Below are 26,342 nucleotides of genomic sequence, written 5' to 3'. Positions count from 1 at the left end.
GATCAAAAATCAAGGTGCTTGCCGCAGTGGCCGATGACCAGCCGTTTTTCCGCGCCGATCCACTCAAAATGGACACGCAGAGTTTCGGCCACGCTGTCTTTGATGCCGATCTTGAGATGCTTCTCCATCGAAATGTCAGTGCCACGGTAGTTGAATGTCCGTCTCCTCTTACCAAGTTTGCTCAACGCCTGACCCTCGTTTTGGGCGTAATCATTTGCCCCGAAGGCCCGCTTGCCGATCATGTCGCCTTGCCCACTAGCAAGAGCCGACCAGTAGTCATTGACAAAGCTCCAAAGCAGGTCGAAAGCGCGTTTGCCGTAAATGAACTCTTTGGAGTCCTGAGCGGATTCATAGGCCGAATCCAGCACGACAACGCGATCAGGGAAAAACGTACTGATGATCGTCAGCGATTGCTCCAAGCTTGGCTCTCCATTCACCAGAGAGGCCACAGCATCCCGCAGTGGCTTGATGGCAGCAATCTCATCCTCAGTTGCATCCCCCGACGATTGGCGGCCGTTCAGCGCGTGCTTCAAGCCGTCAATGTCGGCCTGCAAACGATGGGCCAGTGACGCTTTGTCTTCAAGGTCCTGGCGAAGTGCTGCCACTTCCCCGTCTTTGGCAAGCAACTCTTTGTCGGCTTCCTCAAGCAATGCGGCGTATTCATTAGCCTCATCGCTGTTCTTGGCCTTTTGGATGCTCGCCGCGAGTTGACTGCGCAACGCAGCCTGGCTGACCACATCCAAGGAAATATGCTTCCACGAATACGGCAGGTTGGTGCGGTGAGTAACTGACGCCAGAATCTCAGAATCGAGGTTCTTTCCGTCGGCCGTCAAATCTGCCAAGTCTGCGGGGCGGTACAGGGTTCGATCGCAATAAACACCGCGGTCGCTGGTCCGCGCCTGAAAAAGCACGTTGATCGCACCACCCCAAGCGCCGTAGCGGCTGCTCAATACCTCTTCGATCTTGAAGGTATCTACCCCCGCTGGCACTTCAACAACTTCGGCGATACCCACTAACAAAGTGCGCAGACGCTCGGGCTGCACAGCGTATACACCATCACGATTGGCACTGACAACCACAATGGGGTACTGTCGCGCTTCGCGCTCGACCTCCACCAAAAATGCCGCTGCACTAGATTCATCCAACCGCTTGATCCGCAACCCTGGAGTGTCGCCACTAGGCTCACACGATTCCATCAAAGTCTGCACCAATCGAGGCCGAGTGACCTGAATAGGCGCTGTTACACGGGCGCTGATTTCATCAGTCCGCAACAATATGGTGCATTCAACAGGTCCGTGCTCATCCAGTTGTCGCAGTCCAACCTCCGTGAACCAACGACGCCCAGCCACCTCGTTATCTCCGTGCGATAGCTGCGCACAGAACAACAAAGGGTACGCAGGGTCGCTCTCCGGACCATAGGTCGCCCGCGAAACCACCATGCTACCGTCTCTCAACCGCTGACGTAAACCGGCTACAAGTTGCCGCCCTTCAACATAGCCGCCCGTGCGCTTGCCCATCCAGCGGGCAACGCACTCCACGATTTGCTGGGGCCCATCTTTGGGTTCGAGGTGAAATCGGCTGCTGTAGACGAGCATGTAGTCTTCTCCCTGTCTGTGGTCGCTTATGCGCCAGTGTTTCTTGTTTGGCTGCGCAAGGCCTCGACGGCCTTTGCAAGTGCAGCCACATCAGGCGCCTGTGCACCCCAGTCCTTCCAGAAGTCACGCGTAGCACTATCTGGCGCGACAGTCGGAAGGTCCAACTTGATCCGCGATGGAAGTAGGACCGCATCCCCCAGCATCAGCGCCTCGCCGGTGTCGAGCAACGGCAGCACGCTGGTCAGGCCTGCCAATGAGTCGGGCATCAAACGTTTGATAACCCCTTGATCCGCATCATTGGTCAGACGCAGGGACAGGAAGTTGTTGCACTGGCTCAGGATCGTCCTACTGACATCTGAAGGACGCTGGCTCACCACCAGCAATGAGAACCCGTACTTGCGGCCTTCCTTTGCGATCCGCTCAAAGGCCCCAAGGGCCTGGCGCTGCACAGCATCGGCATCGTCGCGCACCGGTAGATACAAGTGGGCCTCGTCGCACAGCAATGTGACGGGCGTGCGCTTTTCGGCGGCCATCCAGAACTGCACGTCGTAGAGCAACCGCGCGAGCGTGCCAGTAACCACAGGAAGAACATCCGATGGAACTTCCGAGAAGTCGATGATCTTGATGCCTTTGCCGCCGCTCGATCCGAGCAGCTTGGCAATCTGCGCGGCGAGCCAGTCGTAGGTATTCGCAGCGGCAGGCGGCGTAAACATAAAACCATAGCGCCGATCTTCGAGCTTGGCCTCCATTCGAGAAATGAACCGCGTTAGCTTGTCTTCCCACTCTCCTTTGACTGGGCCAGTCTTGCCGACACCCTTTGCAGTGTTGTCAGTATTCAAAATATCCAGCAGGTCACTGATCGCGTATGGAATCGGGGAGTCAACGGTAAAAGTTTTGGCAACGTCATTCTTGCCTTCGGCTTTGAGCGTCTTCTCCTTTAACGCCCTCACATGCGAGGTGAACCGCGACGCCTGATTGGGGGCGTTCTGGTCGCTGCGGTCGAGGATCATCGACAGCATCTCGTCACGGTTCAGCAGCCAATAGGGCAGAAACAACGCATCATCCGCAGGTGCTGCCAGGTCACCTGGGCCAGCGATGCGTAGCCGCGTGGCGAAACCGCCCTTGCTCTCATCGGCCAGCGGGGCATACTCCCCGTGCATGTCGAACACCAGAATGTTCGGGTACTTGAGCTGAGCCGCCCTCTCAAGAATCAATGCCACCGCGTAGCTTTTCCCGGAGCCCGTGCTGCCCAAAATCGCGGCGTGCCTTTGAAAGAACTTGTCGCCGCTGGCAATGGCCTCCGCAGTTCTGTCTGCAACGAACACCCCCAACTTCAATCGTTCATTGGGCGGGTAGTCCGCGCCAAGGATGCCCATGAATCGCTGGAGGTTTGCTCCCTCCACAACGTAGCATTCCCGGTCAATCTGCGGAAAGCTATCCGCGCCCCGCTTGAACGTATTCTTCTTCTCGCCATCGACAGTCCGAAAGGTGCCAATCAACGCGCCTCGTACTGTGTCCGTTGGAACGGCGGTCAAAGGCAAGTCATCTCCATCTGCAGGCAACTCGTCTGGCAGCGCATCGCTAAGACTCCGCGTCACCCGCTCGGTGATGGCAATCAGGAACTCGCGCTCAGTGCTGCCCTTGATAGCGATCAGGTTGCCGATGCCGATCCGGGTCAGCAACACTGAATTCGAGACATCGACAGCCACTCGGCTGGTATCGACAGAGGAAACACGGCCAAGCAAATCTGCCTCGGCGAATTGCAGTGCTGCGGGCGTAGCAGTCATGGTTCAAGAACCTCCGTAACGAATGAATCTACGTCCCACATTCCGACTCCCGGAAAGAAGAACTCTTTTTGCTCAATGATGACCGTAGTCCCAGCAACGCCTGACACCTCGGCATATTCAAGGGCAATGACATTCGCGTGCATAAGCGCCAACTGCCTCGCCACAGTGGACAGCGACCGAGTCAGCATCAACGTGGGCTTACCCCCTTTGATGCAAGGCGACAGATGCGTCTCCAGATGGTCATCATTGAATCCGTAACCAAGCACGAGGAATCTGCTTGCGCGATCAATCGCCTCGTTGGCTTTGGATCGGTGATGATCAAAAGGACTGTCATATCCGTTGCGAAATTTGTTGTGCCCTGGCGTGATGATCAATCGAACAGCATCAACCAAATCACCGGGATAAAAAACTGGGCGACCAGCCCTCGCGTACCAATCCAAGCTGCCGTGGGGCTTGCATATCAGTGCACGAGGACGATAGTGAAACGTTGCAGCAGCTGGGCGCTGTTTGACTGTGACCTTGCGGCAGAAACTCAACTGGCTTTCGCGCTCGTTCAGTTGCCCCGCGAAGCGGCCCACAAACATCGTGTCGGCACCAATATCTGCCTCCTCCGCCGCAATCTCCACCAGACGGTCGTAGTTCGTCGTGACGATGGTCAGACCGGCTGCGGGCTTGACCAAGTGCGGCAGCAGTCGGGTCAGTCGAAGCTTTCGCGTGCCCGTAAACACCTCCGACACGACAGTACGCTCACGCTCTGCGATCAGTTTTCCGGTAGCGGTCGCAATCGCTGACTCAACAGCGGGGGTAGGTGGCACGGCAAGTAGCGCCCCTTCAAGCCCTTTTGTGGCGAACAGCGCCGATGCTGATGCCCAGGCAGTGGCGTCAGCGCCAGTCAACCCGCCGCCGACATGCGCAAGCAGGTACGCTGCCAACTCGCCCATGCCCGGCAGCCCTTCGGCACAAGACAAGCCCGACCCCACAATCGTGACCAGTCCGTCACTCAAATGTTCTTGTAGACGTACCTTGACGTTGTGCAGGTCCATTCGTGCGCCTCAGACTTTGAACACCTTCATCACCTCATCACCCAGGTGATTGATCACCTTCACGGCAATGCGGCCAGACTTTGGCCTATCGAATGGGCGCGACGTGTCGCTGTTCAGGGTCGCCCAGGCTTCTTCATTGATCTCGGCCTTCAGCGTTGTCTTGAGCGCCTTGTAGGGGTCGTTGGCCCCCAAGAAGTAAGCATGACGGACGAAGAAGCTTTCTTCGTTGTAGTCGGTGTCGATGAACCAGCAGGCGATGCCGTCGGCACCATCGCTGCGCACCTCGCCAGTATTAGGGTGGAACACGTCCACGCCGTTGACCTTGACGCAAACCTGGCCCTCGGTAGCATCGAGGATGTCAATATCGGGTTCGCCGAAGATCACGAACAGGTTGCCCTTGCCCGTGTTCTTGAGGTCTTCAGCCATGTGCAGGTCGGCGTTCATGCGTGCCTTCAGCACCGGAATGCGACCCAGCTTCTCAAACTCGGACGAATGCGCGTCGTAGTTGAAGGCGCAGGCGATCAACACGTCGAAGCCTGCGTCGCCAGCCTCGCGTGCAGCAGACACGAGGTCAGGGCGGGACACCGTACCGAACTCTGGCCCAATGAAAATGGCGGCACGTTTCTCGCCCGCGCTGTCTTCATAGAGGCCTTCACCGCAGACCAGATCGCCCGGCCAAGGCACCAGCGATGTGAAGACGATCTTGTCTTCCTTGTGGGCCTGCTGCACGCCAGCGGTCTTGAGGTTTTCAAGAATGATCTGGACGAAGCTACGCGCAGCGTTGTACTCGGCCTGTTGCTCAGCAACCTTCGGGTCGTTGGGGTCAATTAACTCGTCGTTTTCATCCACACCTAGCACGCGGTGGGGCGACAGGCTCTCCACAGTGAATGGCCCGGCTACTCGGACCTTTTTCTTGTCTTCATAGGGCTTGTCATAAAGGTACTCAAACTCGGCTTTTGCGGCGATGGAGGCATCGATTGCTTGCTGGCGGGAAATGCGCTGGCTCCACCATTGGGCATGCGTCCTCTTGACAGTATCCGGCCACTTGGCATCAGCCTCACGTGGAATTTCCCATTCCGCCCAATCTTTATCCAAGACCTGATTAAGTTGCTCTCGCAAAGGCTTCAACATCACCTCATGCTGATCGTAAATCACGTCAATCTCTGCATTGTTAGCAATGGATTTCAGCGCGATGTGCGGTACGCGTTCATAGACGAAGCCTTGGCGCACGTTGCCCCGCACGGGGGCGCTTGATGGTGCGGTGCGAGTGACCTCTGCCTCTTTTCGCTGCCCATCACGACTATCCGACAAAAGATAATATGGGTATCGCGCACCCATGATGCGGGCGCGGGCCAGTGCTAGTGCCACGCGTGACGTGTCAACGGTAATCCAGCGACGCCCCCATTGTTCGGCCACGTATGCGGTCGTACCACTACCGCACGTTGGGTCCAGTACCAAGTCGCCAGGGTCGGTTGCCATTAATATGCAACGCTGTAGGATTTTCGTTGCAGTCTGAACAACATAGACCTGTTCTTCCGTGAAACTGCCCGACCCGCCATCGGTCCAAATGTTATTCAATGGGAGCGACGGGTTATCCGCCAGAAGATACGCGTATCTCAGATTCTCACCAACTTGAAAAATTCGGCTGGCCTTGCACAGTCTTTCTAATCCACTATAGTCAACACTCCACTGCCTATTGGCTGGAGGCTTGAACTTTTTCCCCCGAAAATCAAATACATCAGATCGAGTCTTGCTGTCATGTTGCGACGAAAGCGAAACACTTTGCGCCAAGTGCCGATTCTTTAAGGAAATGCCCGCAGCACTACTTTGCGCCTCAGTGAGGACACTTCCGTCTACATCCCAGTAGTAGCGAAAACTGGTTGACTCACTGCCATCACGCGTCGTCTGAAGTGCGCGAAACTTGCACTGTGTCCGTGACTTGGCGTACCAGACCAAATAATCGCATACCGATGACAAGGTTTTGTCTGTGAGACTGCCAGTTTTCTTGAATGAAATCACTGAGACGCAGTTTTCCTCGCCAAACACTTCGTCCATCACTGCTCGGACCCTGTGCACGTTCTCATCGCCAATCTGCACAAAGATTGAACCTGATTCAGATAACAGATCGCGTGCAACCGTCAGGCGATCCCGGAGATATGTGAGATAGGAATGGATTCCATCCCGCCACGTATCGCGGAAAGCCTTCACCTGCTCGGGTTCGCGCGTTATGTGCCCGGCATTGCCATCTTTCACATCGCGGCTGGTAGTGCTCCACTGAAAGTTGCTGTTGAACTTGATACCGTAAGGCGGGTCGAAGTAGATGCACTGCACCTTGCCGCGCAGCCCTTCGCGCTCAGCCAGTGACGCCATTACCGCCAGGCTGTCGCCCAGGATCATGCGATTGGCCCAATGCGCATCATGAGCATAGAACTCAGTCTTGGCGTCTTCGTTGGGCAGGCCGTTGAAATCGGCAAACATATCTACCTGCGGCGCGTTAGTGTCTTGCGCACGTTCAGTCTGCCGCTTGAGATCGTCTATCAAGACCTTGGGGTGCACCTTCTCCTGGATGTACAGCGGCGGCGCATGCACAACAAGGTCAGACCAATCCTGCTCGTCCTTGCCGCGCCACATCAGCTGCGGGTCCAGATCGCGGTTGCGGCCTTCGCGCTCGCGCGGGTAGGCCACGCGCACCGGGCTCTGCTGCTCCTTCTTCATGACCGACTGGTATTCGGCCGTGGGGATGTTCTTGCGGGTGGCGTCTTCGTGCTTGAGCGTTTCAACACTCAACGGAATGTTCTTCTTGGTGGCCATATCAGAGTGCGCCCTCGGGTACTGATTCGGTGGCCGGGGCAACGGCGTCGATCATCTTGTTGAATTCGGCTTCGACCTTCTTGGCGAAGTCATGCTGCATTTGGTACACGTCGACGAACTCGACAAAGGCCCAGCGACCGTAGGCCCCCAGGTTGTTGACGCCGGGCACCCAGTAGGTGTCCATGGTCAGCTTCTTGTCTTTGGCGTCTTCGCCTCGGTAACCCTTGATTTCGACGATAAGGTTCAGCAAGTCGTCGGGCCCATTGCCGTCGTCAACTCGCACGATGAAGTCGGGTCGGTACTTGCGCGTCTCCGAGCCGTAGCGGTAAGGAACTTCAAGGCCCAGGTTGTGGTTCTTGACGTAGGCCACCACGCGCAGGTGGCGCTCAGCCACGCGGCAGAACTCAGCCTCCCAATCGCTGTCAAGAATCACCCAGTTCACATGGCACTTGGGTGGCGGTCCGTTGGTTTCCCAGCGTTCCGTCTTTGACGTATTGAAGTTGACGAATCGGGTGGTGCCGGTGGCGTTGTAAGGGTCCAGCACCGCCTTGATGGGGCGCTTGTTACCTTGCTCGGCCTTGGTGATGGCTGCTGTGATGCGATTGCAGGCCTCGTCGGCCAGTTCCTGGTACATCAGCTGCGCTGGGTAGGTGTCGCCCTTGCAATCTAGGCAGGTATCCAGCCACTCTTTAGTGATGCGCTTGAGCTGGCCAAAAAGGTGAAGCTTGGGTTCGTCACCAGGGTCGCGCCAATGGTTGATCAGCAGACGCTTGGTGAGGTGCATCAGCAAGGTGGAATGCCGCATGTCAGCCAAGTGATCCAGGCTGAGGTCAACGGTCTCGCCAATGATGCCCGCGTTCTGTGTGATGGAGGGGCCAACCAAGTCGGGCGTGAGCACCAGCACGGAATCTGCTGTGAACTCCGCCGTCAGTCGTTCATCGGGCAACTCCACCCGGTAGCCCTGCACACGGGGGAACTGAATCTCCAAGGCGGAGCGGTCTGGCTGTGCACGCACGTGCACCGTCTCACGAGGCGGCTGGGGTTTGGAGATCACCGGCTTGGCTGTGAAGTCAAACGGAATGCCCAGCACGTCGGCGTATTCGACGTTGAATAGGCCTTCCTCGTTCAGGTCGTAGGACTGGCGGCGCAGGGCGCGGCCAATCACCTGTTCGCACAGCAACTGGGTGCCAAAGGCACGAACGCCCAGCACGTGGGTGACAGTGTTGGCGTCCCAGCCTTCGGTCAGCATGGACACGGAGACAACGCAGCGAATTGAGTCACCCAACCGACCAGCCTTGCCCACGGTGTTCATCACTTCGCGCAGCAGGCGTGCGTCGTCAAAGTCCTTACCTGAGCGAAGTTCATCTGCCAAGGCGCCACCACGCTCAAAGACTTCTTGCTTGAACTGTTCGATCTCAGGACCTGCAGCAGCACGGAAGCTGTCGTCCAGCGCGTCGCCGGACTCCAGTTGCTCGCTGTCGATCAGCAGCGTGCGGGGGCGGCCGAAGGGATTGCCGTACTCGTCGGTGTTGCGGAACAGTTCCAGCCGCCCAGGGACTGGGGTGGAACTGCCATCTTCATTCTCGCGGTTGAAGCCGGAGATGAAGTCGTAAACCAGCTTGGACGTGGACGTGTTGTTGCACACCACGATAAAACAAGGCGGCACCTTGATGCCAGCGGCTTGCCACAAGTCGAAGGTCTTCTTGTAATGACCATACAGGGCTTCAAGCGCCGTTTGCAGCTCAACCGGCAGGCTCAGCGGATCGAGCGACTTCGCAGCACCCCGCCCCTTCTTTGGCATGCGGGTGCGGATGTGTTCCCACAGATTGCGGAACTTCGGCATCTCGCCACCGGGGATGTTGTCAGCCACGGGCACACGGGGTAGCTTGACGATGCCGCACTCGATGGCGTCCATCAGCGAGAAGTCGCTCATGGTCCATGGGAACAAGGTGCCTTCAACGTAGCCGGAACCAGCCAGGAAAAACGGCGTGGCCGACAGGTCCACCACCTTGGCAACGCCAAGCTTGCGGTTGACTGCCTCCAAGCCGGTGATCCACATGCGGGCGGCTTCGTTGTTCTCGTCGGCTTCTTTCTTCTCATCACCTTTCAGCGCATCCAGCTCTGCGTCCGGCTTCTCGCGGTAGCAGTGGTGGGCCTCGTCATTGATGACCAGCACATTGGTCATTCCCATCAGGTCAGGCATGACGCGCTGGAGCATCTGGCCTTCGGTTTCGAGGGTATTCAGTTCATCGCCGCCCCGGCCTTGCAGCAAGAGGCGCCCGCCTTTCGACAGCTCAATGCGCTCTCGCAGTTTGAACGCGTGGTAATTGGTGATGACGATCTTTGCCCGGTTCAGGTCATCCAGCATGTCGCTTGGTACGAGTTCCCGGCTGGCGTAGTAGCTCTCTGGATCGTTGGGCTGCAAGACGCGAAGACGATCCTTGATGGTCAAGCCGGGCGCAACAACGAGGAAGCCGCGCGTGAACTTCTTGCTGCCGGGTCGGCGCACAGCGTTGACGGTCTGCCACGCGATGATCATGGCCATCACCGTGGTCTTGCCCGCACCGGTCGCCAGCTTCAAGGCCAACCGCATCAGTTCCGGGTTGGCGTCGTTGTTGGCGTTGGCCAGATGGTCGAGAAAGGTCTGGCCGATCTTGCCGACTTGAGGGGCAACTTCGGTGAGCCAGATGATTGTTTCGGCAGCCTCTACTTGGCAAAAGAACGGACGGATGCTGCTGAACTGATGGTGGCGCCAGTGTTGCAGCAGACGCGCGGTTTCGGGCGTGACGCGCCAGTCGGCTGGGTTCTTGAGTGCACGCCATTTGTCCACCTCTTGCCGCACCGAGTTGATGACGGCAGTGTGGTCGTAGGCCTGCTTCTGCGTGGACAGCTCATCATCAAACAGCAGAGCGTCTTGCTTAGCGACGCCCTTTTGCTTCTTGGCCTTGGGGATCGGGGTAATGAACTCAGCGCGGCGGCGAGTCTCGACAATCTGCTGGGTTGGTTGCCCAGTACCGTCAAGCTCCCAATGGCGACCAGGATACCCGTACGGAGAGTTGAGAATTGGCTTCTCAAAAAACTGATTCGACATGCAGCTCCCGCTAATTGCCTAGCCTTGCAAAGATCACTAATGACCACTGCAAGGTTCAGCTTTATTTTTTTAAAAAGGTCAATTATGCGGCGGCAACGGACAGACTTGTTGCAAGCAGATGGCCCATATTCATGTCGCCACAGCATCGCCAGATGTGCAAGCTCATCCGCCGGAAGACAGCCGCTGCCCTCAACGGTAAAAAGATTCCCTTAACCTGCGCATGCAAAGAGGTTGTTGGAACCATGGCCATCACGCAACGACATGGGAAAGAGATGGCCCCAAAGAAAAAGGGCACTCACCAGATATTGATGAGCGCCCTTAGCCGTTATGTTGGTGGAGCTGGGGGGATTTGAACCCCCGTCCGCAAGCCTTCTTCGAACAGTTCTACATGTTTAGCGATCTGATTTGAGTCTCACACCCTGTACCGCGCAGTCGCACGCTGTACAAGACGCCAGCACCCTACTTTCTCGCCCCATGCCAAGGTACCCGACACAGAGCCAGCCAATGAAAATTACCCCACAGCCTGGACGCCTTGCGGCACCCTTGCCCAGCCCATTGGCCGACTGTTGTGAGGCTCACCGGTGTTTAAGCGGCGAGTGCGAAACGTTCGTCGTTTGCAGTTAGTTTTTTTCAGCTGTTTAACGAGGTGACTGAACCTCGACATGCCCTGCTGCGCGTCCGAACCCACGTCGAAACCAGTGCAGCCCCAGAGTTCTCTATTTTAGGCTGCGGGCAGCCATTGCAAGAGCTCGAGCGGAGATTTAATTTCGGCGTGGGCGCCCCACTGAGCGGTGTCGGTGCGCTGGCCCAGGTAGCCGTAGCAGGCGGCCACGGTGCCCATGCCGGCGGCCAGGCCGGCGATGATGTCGCGCTCGTCGTCGCCCACGTACAAGCATTTTTCGGGGGGCACGCCCAGGCGGCGGGCGGCTTCAAACAGGGGCTCGGGGTGGGGTTTGGCGTGGGGGGTGGTGTCGCCGCTGACGATGGCCGAGGCGGTGCTGAACAGCGGCATGGCGCGGGTGAGCGGCTCAGTAAAGCGGGCCGACTTGTTGGTGACCACGCCCCAAAGCAGTTGGCGGCCCACCAGTTGGGCCAGCAGCTCGGGCACGCCATCAAAGATGGTGGTGGCCTGGGTCAGGCGGCTTTCGTAGTTTTGAAAGAACTCTTCGCGCAGGGCGGCAAAGTCGGGGTGGTCGGGGGTCACGCCAAAGGCCTCGCCCAGCATGCCGCGAGCCCCGGCGCCGGCCATGGGGCGGTAGCGCTCGTAGGGCAGCGATGGCAGGCCGCGGGCCAGGCGCATCTGGTCGGCGGCGGCGCCCAGGTCGGGGGCGCTGTCGATCAGGGTGCCGTCCAGGTCAAACAGAACGGCTTGAAGGGTGGGGTCAAACAACATGCAGGGGGCCTTCTTCTGCTTCAGGCGGCGGTGGAGCGGCGGGTCGAGACCATGTAGTTCACGCTGGTGTCGTCGTTCAGCCAGTACCGGCGGGTGAGTGGGTTGTAGCCCAGGCCGCGGGTTTGCTGCCAATCAAGGCCGGCGGCACGCGAGTAGGCGGCCAGCTCGCTGGGACGCACCAGCTTGGCGTATTCGTGGGTGCCGCGGGGCAGCAGGTTCAGCACGTATTCGGCGCCCACGATGGCCAGCAAAAAGGCCTTGGCATTGCGGTTGATGCTGGAGAAGAACACATGCCCACCGGGCTTGACCAGGGTGGCGCAGGCTTGCACAACCGAAGCGGGGTCGGGCACGTGCTCGAGCATTTCCATGCAGGTGACCACGTCAAACTGGCCGGGTTGCTCCAGGGCCAGGGCTTCGGCGCTGATTTCTCGGTATTGCACGCCGGTGGTGCCGGCTTCGAGTGCATGCAGCTGGGCCACGCGCAGCGCCTTCGAGGCGAGGTCGATGCCCAGCACGTCGGCGCCTTTGCGGGCCATTGAATCGGACAGAATGCCGCCGCCGCAGCCGATGTCGACCACCTTGCGCCCGACCAGCGGGGCCTGGGCGTTGATCCAGTCCAGGCGCAGCGGGTTGAGCTGGTGCAGGGGGCGAAACTCGCTTTCGGGGTCCCACCAGCGGTGGGCCAGATCTGAAAACTTGGCCAGTTCGGCCGGGTCGGCATTGAGGGTGGGCGCGGAGGTCTGTGCTTCAGTCATGGGGCAATTGTGATTCAAGCAGACATAAAAAAAGCCCCGTTGCCGGGGCTTTTTGTTGTAACCCGAAGGGGATTACTTGGCGCGGGTGCCAACCACTTCGATTTCCACGCGACGGTTCTTGGCGCGGCCTTCGGCGGTCTTGTTGTCAGCCACAGGCTGGCTCTTGCCCTTGCCTTCGGTGTACACGCGGTTCTTTTCGATGCCCTTGGACACCAGATAAGCCTTCACGGCTTCAGCGCGGCGAACCGACAGCTTCTGGTTGTAGGCCACCGAGCCCACCGAGTCGGTGTGGCCGACGGCGATGATGACTTCCAGGTTGATGCCCTTGACCTTGCCGACCAGATCGTCCAGCTTAGCCTTGCCTTCGGCCTTCAGAACCGACTTGTCGAAGTCGAAGAAAGCGTCAGCAGCGTAGGTCACCTTGGTTGCAGCGACTGCGGCCGGAGCGGCAGCAGGAGCGGCAGCCTTCGGAGCGGCCGGAGCAGCTGCGGGGGCAGCGGCAGGAGCAGCAGCCGGAGCAGCCTTCGGAGCGATAGCGCCATCGCAACCAGCCACGGCAGTTGCCGGGGTCCAGTTGGCATCACGCCAGCACAGTTCGTTGGTGCCGTTCTTCCAGACGAGTTCGCCGGTGCCGTTTTTCCAGTTGTCGACGGTTTGAGCGCCAGCAGCGGTTGCAAGGGCAGCGGAGGCAAACAACATCGCCACTTTGTTCAGTTTCTTCATGGTTCTCCTCTTGGGGAAAAAGCCGCAGCCGCGCGGCAAATACGTACGCTTCCAGTGACCACCACCAAAAACGTTGTTTAAATTGTGCCACACCCGTCCGCCGCGGCTCAGGGTCTGGCTCAAGCTGCGTGCAGGACAAGCGCGCAATATGCACGGTTTGTTGCTAGTTCGCGACAGGGCGTTGCCCGTAAAATGAGCCTTTCCTGCCGCAAACACCACCTCTCATGACCCAGTTCGCCAAAGAAACTCTGCCCATCAGTCTCGAAGAGGAAATGCGGCGCAGCTACCTCGATTACGCGATGAGCGTGATTGTGGGGCGTGCGCTGCCCGATGCCAGAGACGGCTTGAAGCCAGTTCACCGGCGCGTGCTTTTTGCCATGCACGAGTTGAACAACGACTGGAACCGGCCCTACAAGAAGTCGGCGCGTATCGTGGGCGACGTGATCGGTAAATACCACCCGCACGGTGACAGCGCGGTGTACGACACCATTGTGCGCATGGCCCAGGATTTTTCCTTGCGCCATATGTTGGTGGATGGTCAAGGTAATTTTGGATCGGTGGACGGCGACAACGCGGCAGCGATGCGGTACACCGAAATCCGCCTGGCCAAGATCGCCCACGAGATGCTGGCTGACATCGACAAGGAAACCGTCGATTTCGGGCCCAATTACGACGGCAGCGAAAAAGAACCCCTGGTGCTGCCCAGCCGCTTGCCCAACCTGTTGGTGAACGGCTCGGCCGGTATCGCGGTGGGCATGGCGACCAACATCCCGCCGCACAACCTCAATGAGGTGGTGGATGCCTGCCTGCACATGCTGCGCCACCCCGAGACCACGGTGGATGACCTGATGGAGATCATCCCGGCGCCTGACTTCCCAACGGCCGGCATTATTTACGGCATCAACGGCGTCAAGGACGGCTACCGCACCGGGCGCGGCAAGGTGGTGATGCGCGCGCGCTGCCACTTTGAGGACATCGACCGCGGCCAGCGCCAGGCCATCATCGTGGACGAGCTGCCCTACCAGGTGAACAAGAAGACCCTGCAAGAGCGCATGGCCGAGTTGGTTCACGAAAAGAAGATCGAGGGCATCAGCCACATCCAGGATGAGTCCGACAAATCAGGCATGCGCCTGGTGATCGAGCTCAAGCGCGGTGAAGTGCCCGAGGTGGTGCTGAACAACCTGTACAAGCAGACCCAGCTGCAGGATACCTTCGGCATGAACATGGTGGCCCTGATCGATGGCCAGCCCAAGCTCTGCAACCTGAAGGACCTGATCGAGGTCTTCCTGCAGCACCGCCGCGAGGTGGTGACACGCCGCACGATCTTCAACCTGCGCAAGGCCCGCGAGCGCGGCCACGTGCTGGAAGGCCTGGCCGTGGCGCTGGCCAACATCGACGATTTCATCGCCATCATCCGCAACGCCCCCACCCCGCCGGTGGCCAAGGCCGAGCTGATGCTCAAGAGCTGGGACAGCAAGCTGGTGCGCGAGATGCTGACCCGCACCCGTGCCGACGGTGGCGTGGTCAACGCCGACGACTACCGCCCCGACGGGCTGGAGCTGCAGTTCGGCATGCAGGCCGACGGCCTGTACCGCCTCTCTGAAACCCAGGCCCAAGAGATTCTGCAGATGCGACTGCAGCGCCTGACCGGCCTGGAGCAGGACAAGATCGTGGCCGAGTACAAGGACGTGATGGCCGAGATCGATGATTTCCTCGACATCCTGTCCAAGCCAGAGCGCGTGTCGACCATCATCGGCGACGAACTGAGCGTGGTGAAGACCGAGTTCGGCCAGACCAAGCTGGGCGCACGCCGCAGCGAGATCGAGCACAGCGCCCAAGACCTGAGCACCGAAGACCTGATCACGCCCACCGACATGGTGGTCACGCTCAGCCACAGCGGCTACATCAAGAGCCAGCCGCTGTCCGAGTACCGCTCGCAAAAGCGGGGGGGCCGCGGCAAGCAGGCCACCGCCACCAAGGAAGACGACTGGATTGACCAGCTCTTCATTGCCAACACGCACGACTACATCCTGTGCTTCTCCAACCGCGGCCGCATGTACTGGCTCAAGGTGTGGGAGGTACCGGCCGGTTCGCGCGGCTCGCGTGGCCGCCCGATCGTCAACATGTTCCCGCTGGCCGAAGGCGAAAAGATCAACGTGGTGCTGCCGCTGACCGGTGAAAACCGCAGCTTCCCGGCCGATCACTTCATCTTCATGGCCACCAGCATGGGCACCGTGAAGAAGACCCCGCTGGACGAGTTCAGCAACCCGCGCAAGGGCGGCATCATTGCCGTGAACCTGGACGAGGGCGATTTTCTGATCGGTGCTGCGCTGACCGACGGCAAGCACGACGTGATGCTGTTCAGCGACGGCGGCAAGGCGGTGCGCTTTGACGAAAACGACGTGCGCCAGATGGGCCGTCAGACGCGCGGCGTGCGCGGCATGATGCTCGAAGAACACCAGCGCGTGATCGCCATGTTGGTGGCCGAAGACGAGCAGCAAAGCGTGCTCACCGCCACCGAAAACGGTTACGGCAAGCGCACCTCGATTACCGAGTACACCCGCCACGGTCGCGGCACCAAGGGCATGATTGCCATCCAGCAAAGCGAGCGCAACGGCAAGGTGGTGGCCGCCACGCTGGTGCATGCCGATGACGAGATCATGCTGATCACCGACAAGGGCGTGCTGGTGCGCACCCGCGTGGGCGAGATCCGCGAACTGGGCCGTGCCACCCAAGGCGTGACCCTGATCGCGCTGGACGAAGGCTCACGCCTGTCCGGCCTGCAGCGCATTGTTGAAAACGATGCCAATGCCCCGGCAGCCGATGGCGCAGACAGTGCCGACGGCGAAGAGGGTACTGAGCCCACCGGCGAGGCCTGACCCGCAAGCGCCTTTTGATGCCCACCCGCCGGGGCCCGCTGGGCCCCGGGTCTTTTTGTTACAGGTTCTGTTCATGACGCGTCCCTACAACTTCTCGGCCGGCCCGGCCGCGATCCCCGAAGAGGTGCTGCAGCAAGCTGCCGCCGAAATGCTCGACTGGCACGGCAGCGGCATGAGCGTCATGGAGATGAGCCACCGCGGCAAAGAGTTCATCAGCATCTACGAACAGGCCGAAGCCGACCTGCGCGAGTTGCTGGCGGTGCCGGCGAACTTCAAGATCCTGTTCATGCAGGGCGGTGGCCTGGCTGAGAACGCCATCGTGCCGCTGAACCTGTCGCGCGGCGAATCGGCTGACTTTGTGGTGACCGGCGCCTGGAGCGACAAAAGCCAGAAAGAAGCGGGCAAGTACTGCGAGGTGCACATTGCCGCCAGCAACCAGGCCGACGGCCACACCAGCCTGCCGGCCCCGGCCAGCTGGCAGCTCAGCAAGGCGCCGCGTTATGTGCACCTGTGCAGCAACGAGACCATCCACGGCGTGGAGTTTCAAGAGCTGCCCGATCTGAAGGCCCTGGGCTGCGACGCCCCGCTGGTGATCGATTTCTCGTCGCACGTCGCGTCGCGCCCGGTCGACTGGAGCCGCGTGGGCATGGCCTTTGGCGGCGCACAGAAGAACATCGGCCCCGCCGGCCTGACCCTGGTGGTGGTGCGCGAAGACCTGCTGGGCCATGCGCTCAAGGCCTGCCCAAGCGCTTTTGACTACAAGTTGGTGGCCGACAACCAGTCGATGTACAACACGCCACCCACCTACGGCATCTACATCGCCGGCCTGACCTTCCAATGGCTCAAGCGCCAGACCGAAGCCGGCCTGAGCGGCGTGGCCGCCATGGAGGCCCGCAACAAGGCCAAGGCCGAGCTGCTGTACGGCTTCCTCGACCAGTCGCAGCTCTACACCAACCCGGTGGCCCTCGAAGGCCGCTCGCGCATGAACGTGCCTTTCCGCCTGCGCGACGAATCACTGAACGACGCCTTCCTGGCCGGCGCCAAGGCACGCGGGCTGCTGCAGCTCAAGGGCCACAAGTCGGTGGGCGGCATGCGGGCCAGCATCTACAACGCCATGCCGCTGGCCGGCGTGCAGGCGCTGGTCGACTACCTGCGCGAATTCGAAAAAACCAAGGCCTGAGCGCCCCAAGCCCAGAGACACCGTCATGACCCAGCCCTCCAACGCCCCTTTGCCCACCCTGGGTGAGTTGCGCGTCCAGATCGACTCGCTCGACCAGCAACTGCTCAGCCTGCTCAACCAGCGTGCCCATGTGGCCGAACAGGTGGGCGAGGTCAAGAAGCGCGAAGGCACGCCCTTCTTCCGCCCCGACCGCGTGGCCCAGGTGATCGAAAAGATCAAGACCGCCAACCCCGGCCCGCTCAAGGATGAGCATGTGGCCGCCATCTGGCGCGAGATCATGTCGGCCTGCCTGGCCCTGGAGTCACCGCAGCGCGTGGCCGTGCTGGGCCCTGCCGGTACCTTTTGCGAGCAGGCCGCCATCGAGTTCTTTGGCGGTGCCGCCGACCTGATGTACTGCGCCAACTTTGACGAGGTGTTCCACGCCACGGCCGCGGGCAGCGCCCAGTACGGCGTGGTGGGGGTCGAGAACTCGGTCGAGGGCGTGGTCACCCGCTCGCTCGACCTGTTCCTGCACACCCCCACCCATGTGATCGGCGAGGTCAGCCTGCTGGTGCGGCACAACCTGCTGCGCCAGAGCGCCTCGCTCGATGGCATCGAAGCCGTGCTGGCCCACCCGCAGGCTCTGGCGCAGTGCCAGGCCTGGCTGTCCAAGCACCTGCCCCATGCCGAACGCCGCCCGGTGTCCAGCAACGCCGAGGGCGCCCGCCTGGCGGCCACCAACCCGGCCTGGGCCGGCCTGGCCAGCGAGCGCGCCGCCACCTTGTTCGGCCTGCACATCGTGGCCCACGCCATCCAGGACGAGGCCTACAACCGCACGCGCTTTGCCGTGATCGCCTTGCCGCAGACCCTGGCCACCCCACCTGCCACGGGCCGCGACTGCACCAGCCTGGTGGTTTCGGTGCCCAACCGGCCCGGCGCAGTGCACGACCTGCTGGTGCCGCTGAAGACCCATGGCGTGTCGATGACCCGCTTTGAATCGCGCCCGGCGCGCACCGGCCACTGGGAGTACTACTTCTACATCGACCTCGATGGCCACCCCTCGCAACCCAACGTGGCCAAGGCCCTCGAAGAGTTGAGCGGCCTGTGCGCCTTCTACAAGGTGCTGGGCTCCTACCCCGTCGGGGCTGCCTGATGACGCCCACACCCCACACCGGAGCAGGCCATGTTTGAGCAACTGGGCCTGATCGGCTGCGGCCTGATGGGCGGCTCGTTTGCGCTGGCCCTCAAGCGTGCAGGCCTGGTCAAGCGGGTGGTGGGCTACAGCAAGTCGCCCTCCACCACCGAAAAAGCCCGCCAGATGGGCGTGATCGACCTGGCCGCACCCTCGGCACTGCTGGCCGTGGCCGGGGCCGACATCGTGATCGTGGCGGTGCCGGTGTCGGCCACCGAGGCCACGCTCAAGGCCATCAAGCACCTGGTCACGCCCGACATGCTGATCATGGACGTGGGCTCCACCAAGACCGACGTGGTGCAGGCGGCCCGCACGGCCTTGCGCGACCAGATCGGCTCGTTTGTGCCGGCCCACCCGATTGCGGGCAAAGAGGTGTCGGGCATCGAGCATGCCGATGCCGACCTGTACAAAGGCCGCCAGGTCATCCTGACGCCGCTCGAAAAAACGCTGACGGCCCACCTTCAAAAGGCCGCCACGGTGTGGACGGCGATCGGCTCGCAGGTGATCCACATGTCGCCCGAGCAGCACGATGCCGCCTTTGCGGCGGTCAGCCATCTGCCCCACCTGCTGGCGTTTGCCTACATCAACGGCATTGCCAACCAGCCGACGGGTGACGATTTTCTGGCCTTGGGTGGCCCCGGGTTCCGGGATTTCACCCGCATTGCGGCCAGCGACCCCAAGGTGTGGCGCGACATCCTGCGCTCCAACCGGCAAGAGCTGTTGACCCAGATGCGCCACTTCAAGGCCGCACTGGCCGAGTTTGAAGCCCAACTTGAAGCCGATCAGGGCCCCGCCCTGGAATCCCTCATCGACCGCGCCAGCCAGGTCCGTGCCCAATGGCGCCTGGCAGCCCCCCGCACCGCCAAATAATGTTCAGCACCGAATTCCTCGACCTGCCCCCGCTCGCCAGTGCTGGCGGCGCCGTCACCCTGCCCGGCTCGAAAAGCATCTCCAACCGCGTGCTGCTGCTGGCGGCCCTGAGTGCGGGCACCACGCGCATCCATGATCTGCTCGATTCGGACGACACCCGCGTGATGCTCGATGCGCTGCGCACTCTGGGCTGCGGCCTGCGCCAGCAAGGCAGCGTGCTCGAGATCGACGGCCTGGGCGGGCAACTGGGTCAACGCCAGGCCAAGCTCTTCATGGGCAATGCCGGCACCGCCATGCGTCCGCTCACGGCCGCGCTGGCCCTGCTGGGCGGTGATTTCGAGCTGAGCGGCGTGAAGCGCATGCACGAGCGCCCGATCGGCGACCTGGTCGACGCCCTGCGCGAGCTCGGCTGCCAGATCGACTACACCGGCAATGAGGGCTACCCCCCGCTGCACATCCACCCGCCCAAGCTTCAGCTCGATCGCCCCATCCCCGTGCGAGGCGATGTGTCCAGCCAGTTCCTCACGGCCTTGCTGATGGCCCTGCCGCTGGCGGCCACGCAGAACATCGTGATCGAGGTGGTGGGCGAGCTGATCAGCAAGCCCTACATCGAGATCACACTCAACCTGCTGCAACGTTTCGGCATCCAGGTGCAGCGCGAGGGCTGGGCCCGCTTCACGATCCCGGCGGGCAGCCGCTACCGGTCGCCCGGTGACATCCACGTCGAAGCCGATGCTTCTTCGGCCAGCTATTTTGTGGCGCTGGGCGCCCTGGCCCAGCCCCATCAGGTGGGCGGCAAGGTGCGTATCCAGGGCGTGGGGCTGGACTCGATCCAGGGCGACATCCGTTTTGTGGAGGCGGCGCGCCTGATGGGCGCCCAGGTGGATGGCGGGGCCAACTGGCTGGAGATCTCGCGCCAACACTGGCCGCTGAAGGGCATCGACCTCGACTGCAATCACATCCCCGACGCTGCCATGACACTGGCCGTGATGGCCTTGTATGCCGACGCCCCCACCACCTTGCGCAACATCGCGAGCTGGCGTGTCAAGGAAACCGACCGCATCGCCGCCATGGCAGCCGAACTGGGCAAGCTGGGCGCCACGGTTGAAGAAGGCCCCGACTGGTTGCGCGTGCACCCGCTGCCTGCAGGCCAATGGCGCAGCGCCAGCATCCACACCTACGACGACCACCGCGTGGCCATGTGCTTCTCGCTGGCGGCCTTCAACCCCGATGGCGTCAGCGTGCGCATCGAAGACCCCAAGTGCGTGGCCAAGACCTTCCCGGACTATTTCGAGGCCTTGTTCGACCTGGTCAGCACCCCGGCCCAACGCATCCCGGTGATCTGCATCGACGGCCCCACGGCTTCGGGCAAGGGCACCGTGGCAGCGGCGGTGGCCGCCCGCCTGGGCTACCACTTTCTGGATTCGGGGGCCATGTACCGCATCACCGCGCTGGCCGCGCTGCGCGCCGGCCTGACCATCAGCACCGAGCACGAAACAGCGATTGCCGAGCTGGCCCGCACCCTGCCGGTGCGCTTTGACGATGGCAAGGTGTGGCTCGGCAACGACGATGTGACCGAAGCCATCCGCACCGAAGAAGCCGGCATGAACGCCTCCAAGGTCTCGGCCCTGCCCGCAGTGCGCCTGGCCCTGGTGGACCTGCAGCACAGCTTCCGCGCCCTGCCGGGTCTGGTGGCTGACGGCCGCGACATGGGCACGGTGATCTTTCCAGACGCCCCCTACAAGCTCTACATGACGGCCAGCGCGGCATGCCGCGCCGAGCGCCGCTACAAGCAATTGATTTCAAAAGGGATCTCTGCTAATCTCAGCGAGTTGCGCGCGGACCTCGAAGCCCGTGACGCCCGGGATCAAAACCGGGCTGTCGCCCCTTTGAAGCCCGCGCCTGATGCGCAGTTGCTCGACAACTCCGAGTTGACCATCGAAGAATCGGTGTCTCAGGTGTTGAAAGGCTGGCTGCAACGCCAGGCCATCGGCCCCACAGCCGCCACCTGAGCAAAACCGAGCCGTGCGATTGTCATTGTCATTGTCATTGTCATTGACATAGCACGGCCGGTGAAGGCCCCCACAGCCCCCTTCGCGCGTCAGCGCACAGGCGGTGGGGTTCGTCAACGTAACCCGCGGGTCAGCCCGCAAAAAACCGCCGCAATCAGCCCCTAGCGATGGCAATGGTGCCTTCGCATTTCCTGCTTGCGGACTAGGAAATTTCATGTCTGAATCTTTTGCCGCCCTTTTTGAAGAATCTCTGCAACGCTCTGAAATGCGTGCAGGCGAAGTCATTACCGCCGAAGTCGTGCGCATCGAGCACAGCTTCGTGGTCGTGAACGCTGGCCTCAAGTCGGAGGCCTATGTGCCTCTGGAAGAGTTCAAGAACGACAAGGGCGAAGTCGAAGTCCAAGTGGGTGACTTCGTGTCGGTGGCCATCGACGCCATCGAAAACGGCTACGGCGACACCATCCTGTCGCGCGACAAGGCCAAGCGTCTGGCCTCGTGGCTGGCCCTGGAAAAGGCCCTGGAATCCGGCGAATTCGTCACCGGCACCACCAGCGGCAAGGTCAAGGGCGGTCTGACCGTCCTGGTCAACGGCATCCGCGCCTTCCTGCCGGGTTCGCTGATCGACACCCGTCCGATCAAGGACCTGTCGCCCTTCGAAAACAAGACCCTGGAATTCAAGGTCATCAAGCTGGATCGCAAGCGCAACAACGTCGTGCTGTCGCGCCGTGCCGTGGTCGAAGCCTCGATGGGCGAAGAGCGCGCCAAGCTGATGGAAACCCTGAAAGAAGGCTCCATCGTCAATGGCGTGGTCAAGAACATCACCGAATACGGTGCATTCGTTGACCTGGGCGGCATCGACGGTCTGCTGCACATCACCGACATGGCATGGCGCCGTGTCCGCCACCCGAGCGAAGTGGTGCAAGCCGGCCAAGAAATCACTGCCAAGATCCTCAAGTTCGACACCGAAAAGAACCGCGTGTCCCTGGGCCTCAAGCAAATGGGCGACGATCCTTGGATGGGCGTCAACCGTCGCTACCCGCAAGGCACTCGCCTGTTCGGCAAGATCACCAACATCGCCGACTACGGCGCGTTTGTTGAACTCGAACCCGGCATCGAAGGCCTGGTGCACGTCTCCGAAATGGACTGGACCAACAAGAACATCGCCCCCAGCAAGCTGGTCACCCTGGGCGACGAAGTCGAAGTCATGGTTCTGGAAATCGACGAAGACAAGCGCCGCATCAGCCTGGGCATGAAGCAGTGCAAGGCCAACCCGTGGCAAGAGTTCGCGCAAAACACCAAGCGCGGCGACCGCGTCAAGGGCCCGATCAAGTCGATCACCGACTTCGGCGTGTTCGTGGGTCTGGCTGCCGGCATCGACGGCCTGGTTCACCTGTCCGACCTGTCGTGGAACGAAGCTGGCGAAGCCGCTGTCCGCAACTACAAGAAGGGCCAAGAAGTCGAAGCCATCGTGTTGGCCGTGGACGTGGACCGCGAACGCATCTCCCTGGGCATCAAGCAGCTCGACTCCGACCCGTTCACCACCTTCGTGACCGTGAACGACAAGGGCCAGACCGTGACCGGCAAGGTCAAGACGGTTGATGCCCGTGGCGCTGAAATCGATCTGGGCGAAGACATCGTCGGCTACCTGCGCGTCAGCGAAATCTCGCGTGACCGCGTGGAAGACGCTCGCAACGTGCTGAAGGAAGGCGACGAAGTGACCGCTGTGGTGGTGAACGTGGATCGCAAGACCCGCAACATCCAGCTGTCGATCAAGGCCAAGGACGCTGCTGACCAGCAAGAAGCCATGGCTTCGCTGAGCCAGCAATCGGCCCGCGAAAGCGCCGGCACCACCAGCCTGGGCGCTCTGCTGCGCGCCAAGCTGGACGGCGGCAACAACTGATCCTGACGGATCAGCCGGCCCCGGGGCCGGTTTTGCACATGTTGCAAAACCGGCCCTTTTTCTTTTTCAGACTGAACCCATGACCCGATCCGACCTTGTTGAAGAGCTGGCCAACCGGTTCAGCCAATTGACACACCGGGACGCCGAACACGCCGTCAAGACCATTCTTGACGCCCTGGGCGATGCACTGGTGCGTGGCCACCGGATCGAGATCCGTGGCTTCGGCAGCTTCTCGATCAACCACCGCCCGCCCCGCATGGGTCGCAACCCGCGCAGCGGCGAAAGCGTGGCCATCCCGAGCAAGCGCGTGCCCCACTTCAAGCCGGGCAAGGCCCTGCGTGAAGCCGTGGACAAGCGCACCGAGGAACTGGGCCAAGAGCCCAAGTGACCCGAAGTGATGCCCCGACGATGCAGCAAGGCCTGCATGCCGGTCATCCCTCGTTAGAATCTCCTCGTCACTGAGGAGATGAATGAAATACCTCATGTGGCTGCTCAAGGCAGCCATTTTTTTTACCCTGTTTGCCTTCGCGCTGAACAACCAGCAAGACGCAACCGTCCACTTCTTCTTCGGCACCCAATGGCGGGCGCCGCTGGTTCTGGTGGTACTGTCCGCCTTCACGCTGGGTGTGGTGGCGGGCGTGCTGGGCATGGTGCCCCGATGGTGGAAACACCGCAGTGCCGCACGCAAGCACCAGGATCAAACCGCCCAACAGCCGGCCGCCCAGGCAGCCCCTCCTCAAGCCCCGGTGGCCCCCCCACCCTCTGTCGACGAGCACGAACCCCCTCATGGAATTTGATCTCAGCTGGCTCTTGCTGGGCCTGCCGCTGGCCTTTGTGCTGGGATGGGGCGCCTCACGCTTCGATATCCGCCAATTGCGCCTGGAAAACCGCCAGGCGCCCAAAGCCTATTTCAAGGGCCTGAACTTTCTGCTGAACGAGCAACAGGATCAAGCCATCGACGCCTTCATCGAAGCCGTCCAAAACGATCCGGACACCTCGGAGCTGCACTTTGCCCTAGGCAACCTGTTCAGGCGGCGTGGCGAGTACGAACGCGCCGTGCGCGTGCACGAGCACCTGCTCAGCCGCGCCGACCTGAGCCGCACCGACCGTGAGCGTGCTCAGCACGCGCTGGCCCTCGACTTCCTGAAAGCCGGCCTGCTGGACCGTGCCGAAGCGGCGCTGCACAAGCTGGAGGGCACCCCCTTCGAGAGCCAGGCCCGCCTGGCCCTGCTGGCCATCTGCGAACGCTCGCGCGACTGGCCCCAGGCTGCCGGCATTGCCCAGCGCATGGACCAGGCTGGCCAAGGTCGCTTCAATGCCCGCCAGGCCCATTACCTGTGTGAGCAGGCCCTCAGCCTGGTGGCGCAACAGGATGTGCCGGGCGCGCTGGAACGCTTGGCGGAAGCCCGCACCACAGCCCCCGAGGCCCCGCGCGCCTACATCGAAACGGCCCGCCTGCAGGCCCTGCAAGGCCTGCACAGCGACGCCTGCGACACCTTGCAGCACATGGCCCGCGTGGCCCCCAGCCACCTCTCGCTGGCAGCGCCCCTGTGGGCTGACTGCGCCCAGGCCGCCAAGCGCGGCCCGGAGACCCTGGCCCAGCTCGACGCCATCTACCAGGAACACCCTTCACTGGACCTGCTGGAAGCGCTGGTCACCCTGAGCCAGGCCCAGGGCGTACCAAGTGAAGTGGCCCGCGAGCGCTACGTGCAACACTTGGACAAAGAGCCTTCACTGGTGGCCGCCGCGCGCTGGCTGGCCGGGGAGCAGCTCAGCCACGAGCAGTTCCACCCCCAGGTGCAACGCGCCCTCGACCACGCGGCCAAGCCGCTGGTCCGCTACCGCTGCGCGGCATGCGGCTTTGAAGCCAAGCAGTACTTCTGGCAATGCCCGGGCTGCCAATCCTGGGACAGCTACCCGGCCCAGCGGGTCGAGGAACTGTGAGCTGAGTGTCCACTCGGGCGTTGTCTGAAAGACGCTTGAACGGGGTTTTCAACCGCACACCATTGGCGTGGCGGTGCAAGCCCCCAGGGGGGCAGCAGCACGCCTCTAATCAAAGGCTTCGCCACCTCCTGGAGAGCCCCCCATGTCCAATCTGTTGCGGCACGGCTGCCGGCCACTGATTCGCACCCTGCTCGGCGCCTGGGCCCTGAGCCTGTTTCTGGGGACAACGGCCCATGCCGAGCTCGAAATCAACCAGGCCAGCGAGGCCCAGCTTGACAGCCTGCTGCATGTGGGGCCGGCCCTGTCGCAAAAAATCCTGAGCCAGCGCCAGCAAAGCCCCTTCGCCGATTGGTCGGAACTGATCCGCCGCGTGCCTGGTATCGGCCCGCGCCGGGCCCGGCAGCTTTCACATCAAGGACTGACTGTGCAGGGTCAGGCCTACCCCGGCACACCCGAGCCGGAGGGCAGCAAGCCCTGATGCTGTTCAGCGCTGTGAGGCCGCAGCCCCAAACGGGGCCATCTGACCCCACGGGCCCCTTCAGTCGAGGGTACCCCCCACCATCACGGCATCGTGCTGGTGGGCCAGCGCGGCCTCCAGAGCCGCTTGCACGGCCTTGAGCTGCACATCGATGGGCACGCCCCCCTGCCCTGCCTCATGGCCGAACGGCGGCACATGCATGAAGCCCCCACGCAGGCCCGGGTGCTGCTCCAGGTAGTCACTCAACAGAAACAGCAATTGATTGCACACAAAGGTGCCGGCGGTATAGGACACCGCCGCAGGTGCGCCCACGGCCTGCATGGCCTGCACCATGGCCTTCACCGGCAGGCGACTGCGCCAGGCCAGCGGTGCCTCGGGCAGGATGGGCTGATCCAACGGCTGCTCACCCGCGTTGTCGGGGATGCGCGCATCCACCCAATTCAGCGCGACCCGCTCCATGCACAACTCGGTGCGTGAGGCCGCGAGGCCCAGCGCCATGACCAGCAAGGGGGCAGGCCCGGCCTCGATGGCCTGGCGCAGCACCGGCCACGCCGTGCTGAAAACACAGGGCAGTTGCAGCGCCTGCACACGCTGCCCGCCGGCCAGCACGCAGCCGTCCAGTTGGCGCGCCACCTCCCAGGAGGGGTTGAGCGGGTCCCCACCAAAGGGCTCGAAGCCTGTGAGCAAGACCGTGCCGAACATGGTGGCCT

20 protein-coding genes and 1 other RNA gene are annotated in these 26,342 nt (G+C 61.6%); 11 read left to right on the top strand and 10 right to left on the bottom strand.

Annotated elements, in window-relative coordinates; translation table 11 throughout:
- Nucleotides 1-2: 2 nt before the first annotated feature.
- The 5 genes from AC3WUT_RS10550 to AC3WUT_RS10530 are packed head-to-tail and all read right to left on the bottom strand — an operon-like array spanning nucleotide 3 to nucleotide 10,327.
- The gene (locus AC3WUT_RS10550) at nucleotides 3-1,595 is read right to left on the bottom strand and encodes a hypothetical protein (protein ID WP_492347024.1); all 1,593 of its coding nucleotides are present in this window, start codon (nucleotides 1,593-1,595) and stop codon (nucleotides 3-5) included.
- A gap of 26 nt (nucleotides 1,596-1,621) precedes the next feature.
- Nucleotides 1,622-3,382, bottom strand: a complete 1,761-nt coding sequence (locus AC3WUT_RS10545) for an ATP-binding protein (RefSeq protein ID WP_492347023.1) — start codon at nucleotides 3,380-3,382, stop codon at nucleotides 1,622-1,624.
- Complete coding sequence (locus tag AC3WUT_RS10540; protein ID WP_492347022.1) at nucleotides 3,379-4,425, bottom strand: SIR2 family protein; 1,047 nt, start codon at nucleotides 4,423-4,425, stop codon at nucleotides 3,379-3,381. The genes AC3WUT_RS10545 and AC3WUT_RS10540 overlap by 4 nt, the downstream gene beginning before the upstream one ends.
- A gap of 9 nt (nucleotides 4,426-4,434) precedes the next feature.
- The gene (locus tag AC3WUT_RS10535) at nucleotides 4,435-7,236 is read right to left on the bottom strand and encodes a site-specific DNA-methyltransferase (RefSeq protein ID WP_492347021.1); all 2,802 of its coding nucleotides are present in this window, start codon (nucleotides 7,234-7,236) and stop codon (nucleotides 4,435-4,437) included.
- Nucleotide 7,237: 1 nt separating this feature from the next.
- Nucleotides 7,238-10,327: a BPTD_3080 family restriction endonuclease gene (locus tag AC3WUT_RS10530; RefSeq protein WP_492347020.1), complete on the bottom strand. Its 3,090-nt coding sequence runs from the start codon at nucleotides 10,325-10,327 to the stop codon at nucleotides 7,238-7,240.
- A gap of 14 nt (nucleotides 10,328-10,341) precedes the next feature.
- On the opposite strand from AC3WUT_RS10530, the gene AC3WUT_RS10525 reads away from it, so the two are divergent.
- Nucleotides 10,342-10,680: a hypothetical protein gene (locus AC3WUT_RS10525; protein WP_492347019.1), complete on the top strand. Its 339-nt coding sequence runs from the start codon at nucleotides 10,342-10,344 to the stop codon at nucleotides 10,678-10,680.
- Here AC3WUT_RS10525 and ssrA read toward each other — a convergent pair.
- From ssrA to ompA, 4 genes are all read right to left on the bottom strand, one after another.
- Nucleotides 10,659-11,035: a transfer-messenger RNA gene (gene ssrA, locus AC3WUT_RS10520) on the bottom strand. The two genes, AC3WUT_RS10525 and ssrA, sit on opposite strands and share 22 nt — an antisense overlap.
- A 13-nt stretch (nucleotides 11,036-11,048) precedes the next feature.
- A complete protein-coding gene (locus tag AC3WUT_RS10515) occupies nucleotides 11,049-11,720 on the bottom strand; it encodes an HAD family hydrolase (RefSeq protein WP_492347018.1) in 672 nt (223 codons plus the stop codon).
- A 20-nt stretch (nucleotides 11,721-11,740) separates the two neighbouring features.
- Complete coding sequence (ubiG, locus tag AC3WUT_RS10510; RefSeq protein WP_492347017.1) at nucleotides 11,741-12,475, bottom strand: bifunctional 2-polyprenyl-6-hydroxyphenol methylase/3-demethylubiquinol 3-O-methyltransferase UbiG; 735 nt, start codon at nucleotides 12,473-12,475, stop codon at nucleotides 11,741-11,743.
- Nucleotides 12,476-12,547: 72 nt separating this feature from the next.
- A complete protein-coding gene (gene ompA / locus AC3WUT_RS10505) occupies nucleotides 12,548-13,198 on the bottom strand; it encodes an outer membrane protein OmpA (protein WP_492347016.1) in 651 nt (216 codons plus the stop codon).
- Between the two features lie 224 nt (nucleotides 13,199-13,422).
- Here ompA and gyrA point away from each other — a divergent pair, with 224 nt between their 5' ends.
- The 10 genes from gyrA (at nucleotide 13,423) to AC3WUT_RS10455 (ending at nucleotide 25,632) form a co-directional block, all read left to right on the top strand.
- The gene (gene gyrA / locus AC3WUT_RS10500; RefSeq protein ID WP_492347015.1) at nucleotides 13,423-16,077 is read left to right on the top strand and encodes a DNA gyrase subunit A; all 2,655 of its coding nucleotides are present in this window, start codon (nucleotides 13,423-13,425) and stop codon (nucleotides 16,075-16,077) included.
- A gap of 73 nt (nucleotides 16,078-16,150) precedes the next feature.
- Nucleotides 16,151-17,257 carry a 3-phosphoserine/phosphohydroxythreonine transaminase gene (gene serC / locus AC3WUT_RS10495; protein ID WP_492347014.1) on the top strand — a complete coding sequence of 369 codons (1,107 nt, stop codon included), beginning with the start codon at nucleotides 16,151-16,153 and terminating at the stop codon, nucleotides 17,255-17,257.
- Between the two features lie 25 nt (nucleotides 17,258-17,282).
- Complete coding sequence (gene pheA, locus AC3WUT_RS10490; protein WP_492347013.1) at nucleotides 17,283-18,389, top strand: prephenate dehydratase; 1,107 nt, start codon at nucleotides 17,283-17,285, stop codon at nucleotides 18,387-18,389.
- A gap of 30 nt (nucleotides 18,390-18,419) precedes the next feature.
- The gene (locus AC3WUT_RS10485; RefSeq protein ID WP_492347012.1) at nucleotides 18,420-19,298 is read left to right on the top strand and encodes a prephenate dehydrogenase; all 879 of its coding nucleotides are present in this window, start codon (nucleotides 18,420-18,422) and stop codon (nucleotides 19,296-19,298) included.
- Complete coding sequence (locus AC3WUT_RS10480) at nucleotides 19,298-21,310, top strand: bifunctional 3-phosphoshikimate 1-carboxyvinyltransferase/cytidylate kinase (RefSeq protein WP_492347011.1); 2,013 nt, start codon at nucleotides 19,298-19,300, stop codon at nucleotides 21,308-21,310. The genes AC3WUT_RS10485 and AC3WUT_RS10480 overlap by 1 nt, the downstream gene beginning before the upstream one ends.
- Nucleotides 21,311-21,524: 214 nt before the next feature.
- Nucleotides 21,525-23,210, top strand: coding sequence for a 30S ribosomal protein S1 (gene rpsA, locus AC3WUT_RS10475; RefSeq protein ID WP_492347010.1), 1,686 nt, complete (start codon nucleotides 21,525-21,527; stop codon nucleotides 23,208-23,210).
- 79 nt (nucleotides 23,211-23,289) lie between these two features.
- Nucleotides 23,290-23,598 (top strand): integration host factor subunit beta, encoded by a 309-nt coding sequence (locus AC3WUT_RS10470; protein WP_027477601.1) that lies wholly within the window; start codon nucleotides 23,290-23,292, stop codon nucleotides 23,596-23,598.
- Between the two features lie 82 nt (nucleotides 23,599-23,680).
- The gene (locus AC3WUT_RS10465; RefSeq protein ID WP_492347009.1) at nucleotides 23,681-24,007 is read left to right on the top strand and encodes a LapA family protein; all 327 of its coding nucleotides are present in this window, start codon (nucleotides 23,681-23,683) and stop codon (nucleotides 24,005-24,007) included.
- Nucleotides 23,997-25,154: a lipopolysaccharide assembly protein LapB gene (gene lapB, locus AC3WUT_RS10460; RefSeq protein ID WP_492347008.1), complete on the top strand. Its 1,158-nt coding sequence runs from the start codon at nucleotides 23,997-23,999 to the stop codon at nucleotides 25,152-25,154. The genes AC3WUT_RS10465 and lapB overlap by 11 nt, the downstream gene beginning before the upstream one ends.
- 142 nt (nucleotides 25,155-25,296) lie before the next feature.
- A complete protein-coding gene (locus tag AC3WUT_RS10455) occupies nucleotides 25,297-25,632 on the top strand; it encodes a ComEA family DNA-binding protein (protein WP_492347007.1) in 336 nt (111 codons plus the stop codon).
- A gap of 60 nt (nucleotides 25,633-25,692) precedes the next feature.
- Here AC3WUT_RS10455 and pcp read toward each other — a convergent pair whose 3' ends face one another.
- Nucleotides 25,693-26,334: a pyroglutamyl-peptidase I gene (gene pcp / locus AC3WUT_RS10450; RefSeq protein ID WP_492347006.1), complete on the bottom strand. Its 642-nt coding sequence runs from the start codon at nucleotides 26,332-26,334 to the stop codon at nucleotides 25,693-25,695.
- Nucleotides 26,335-26,342 lie beyond the last annotated feature (8 nt).

The sequence above is a fragment of the Curvibacter sp. EU05-FHT14A10 genome (assembly GCF_058791075.1).
Note: the sequence above shows the minus strand (reverse complement) of the source record. Positions and strands in the feature narration are given on the sequence as shown.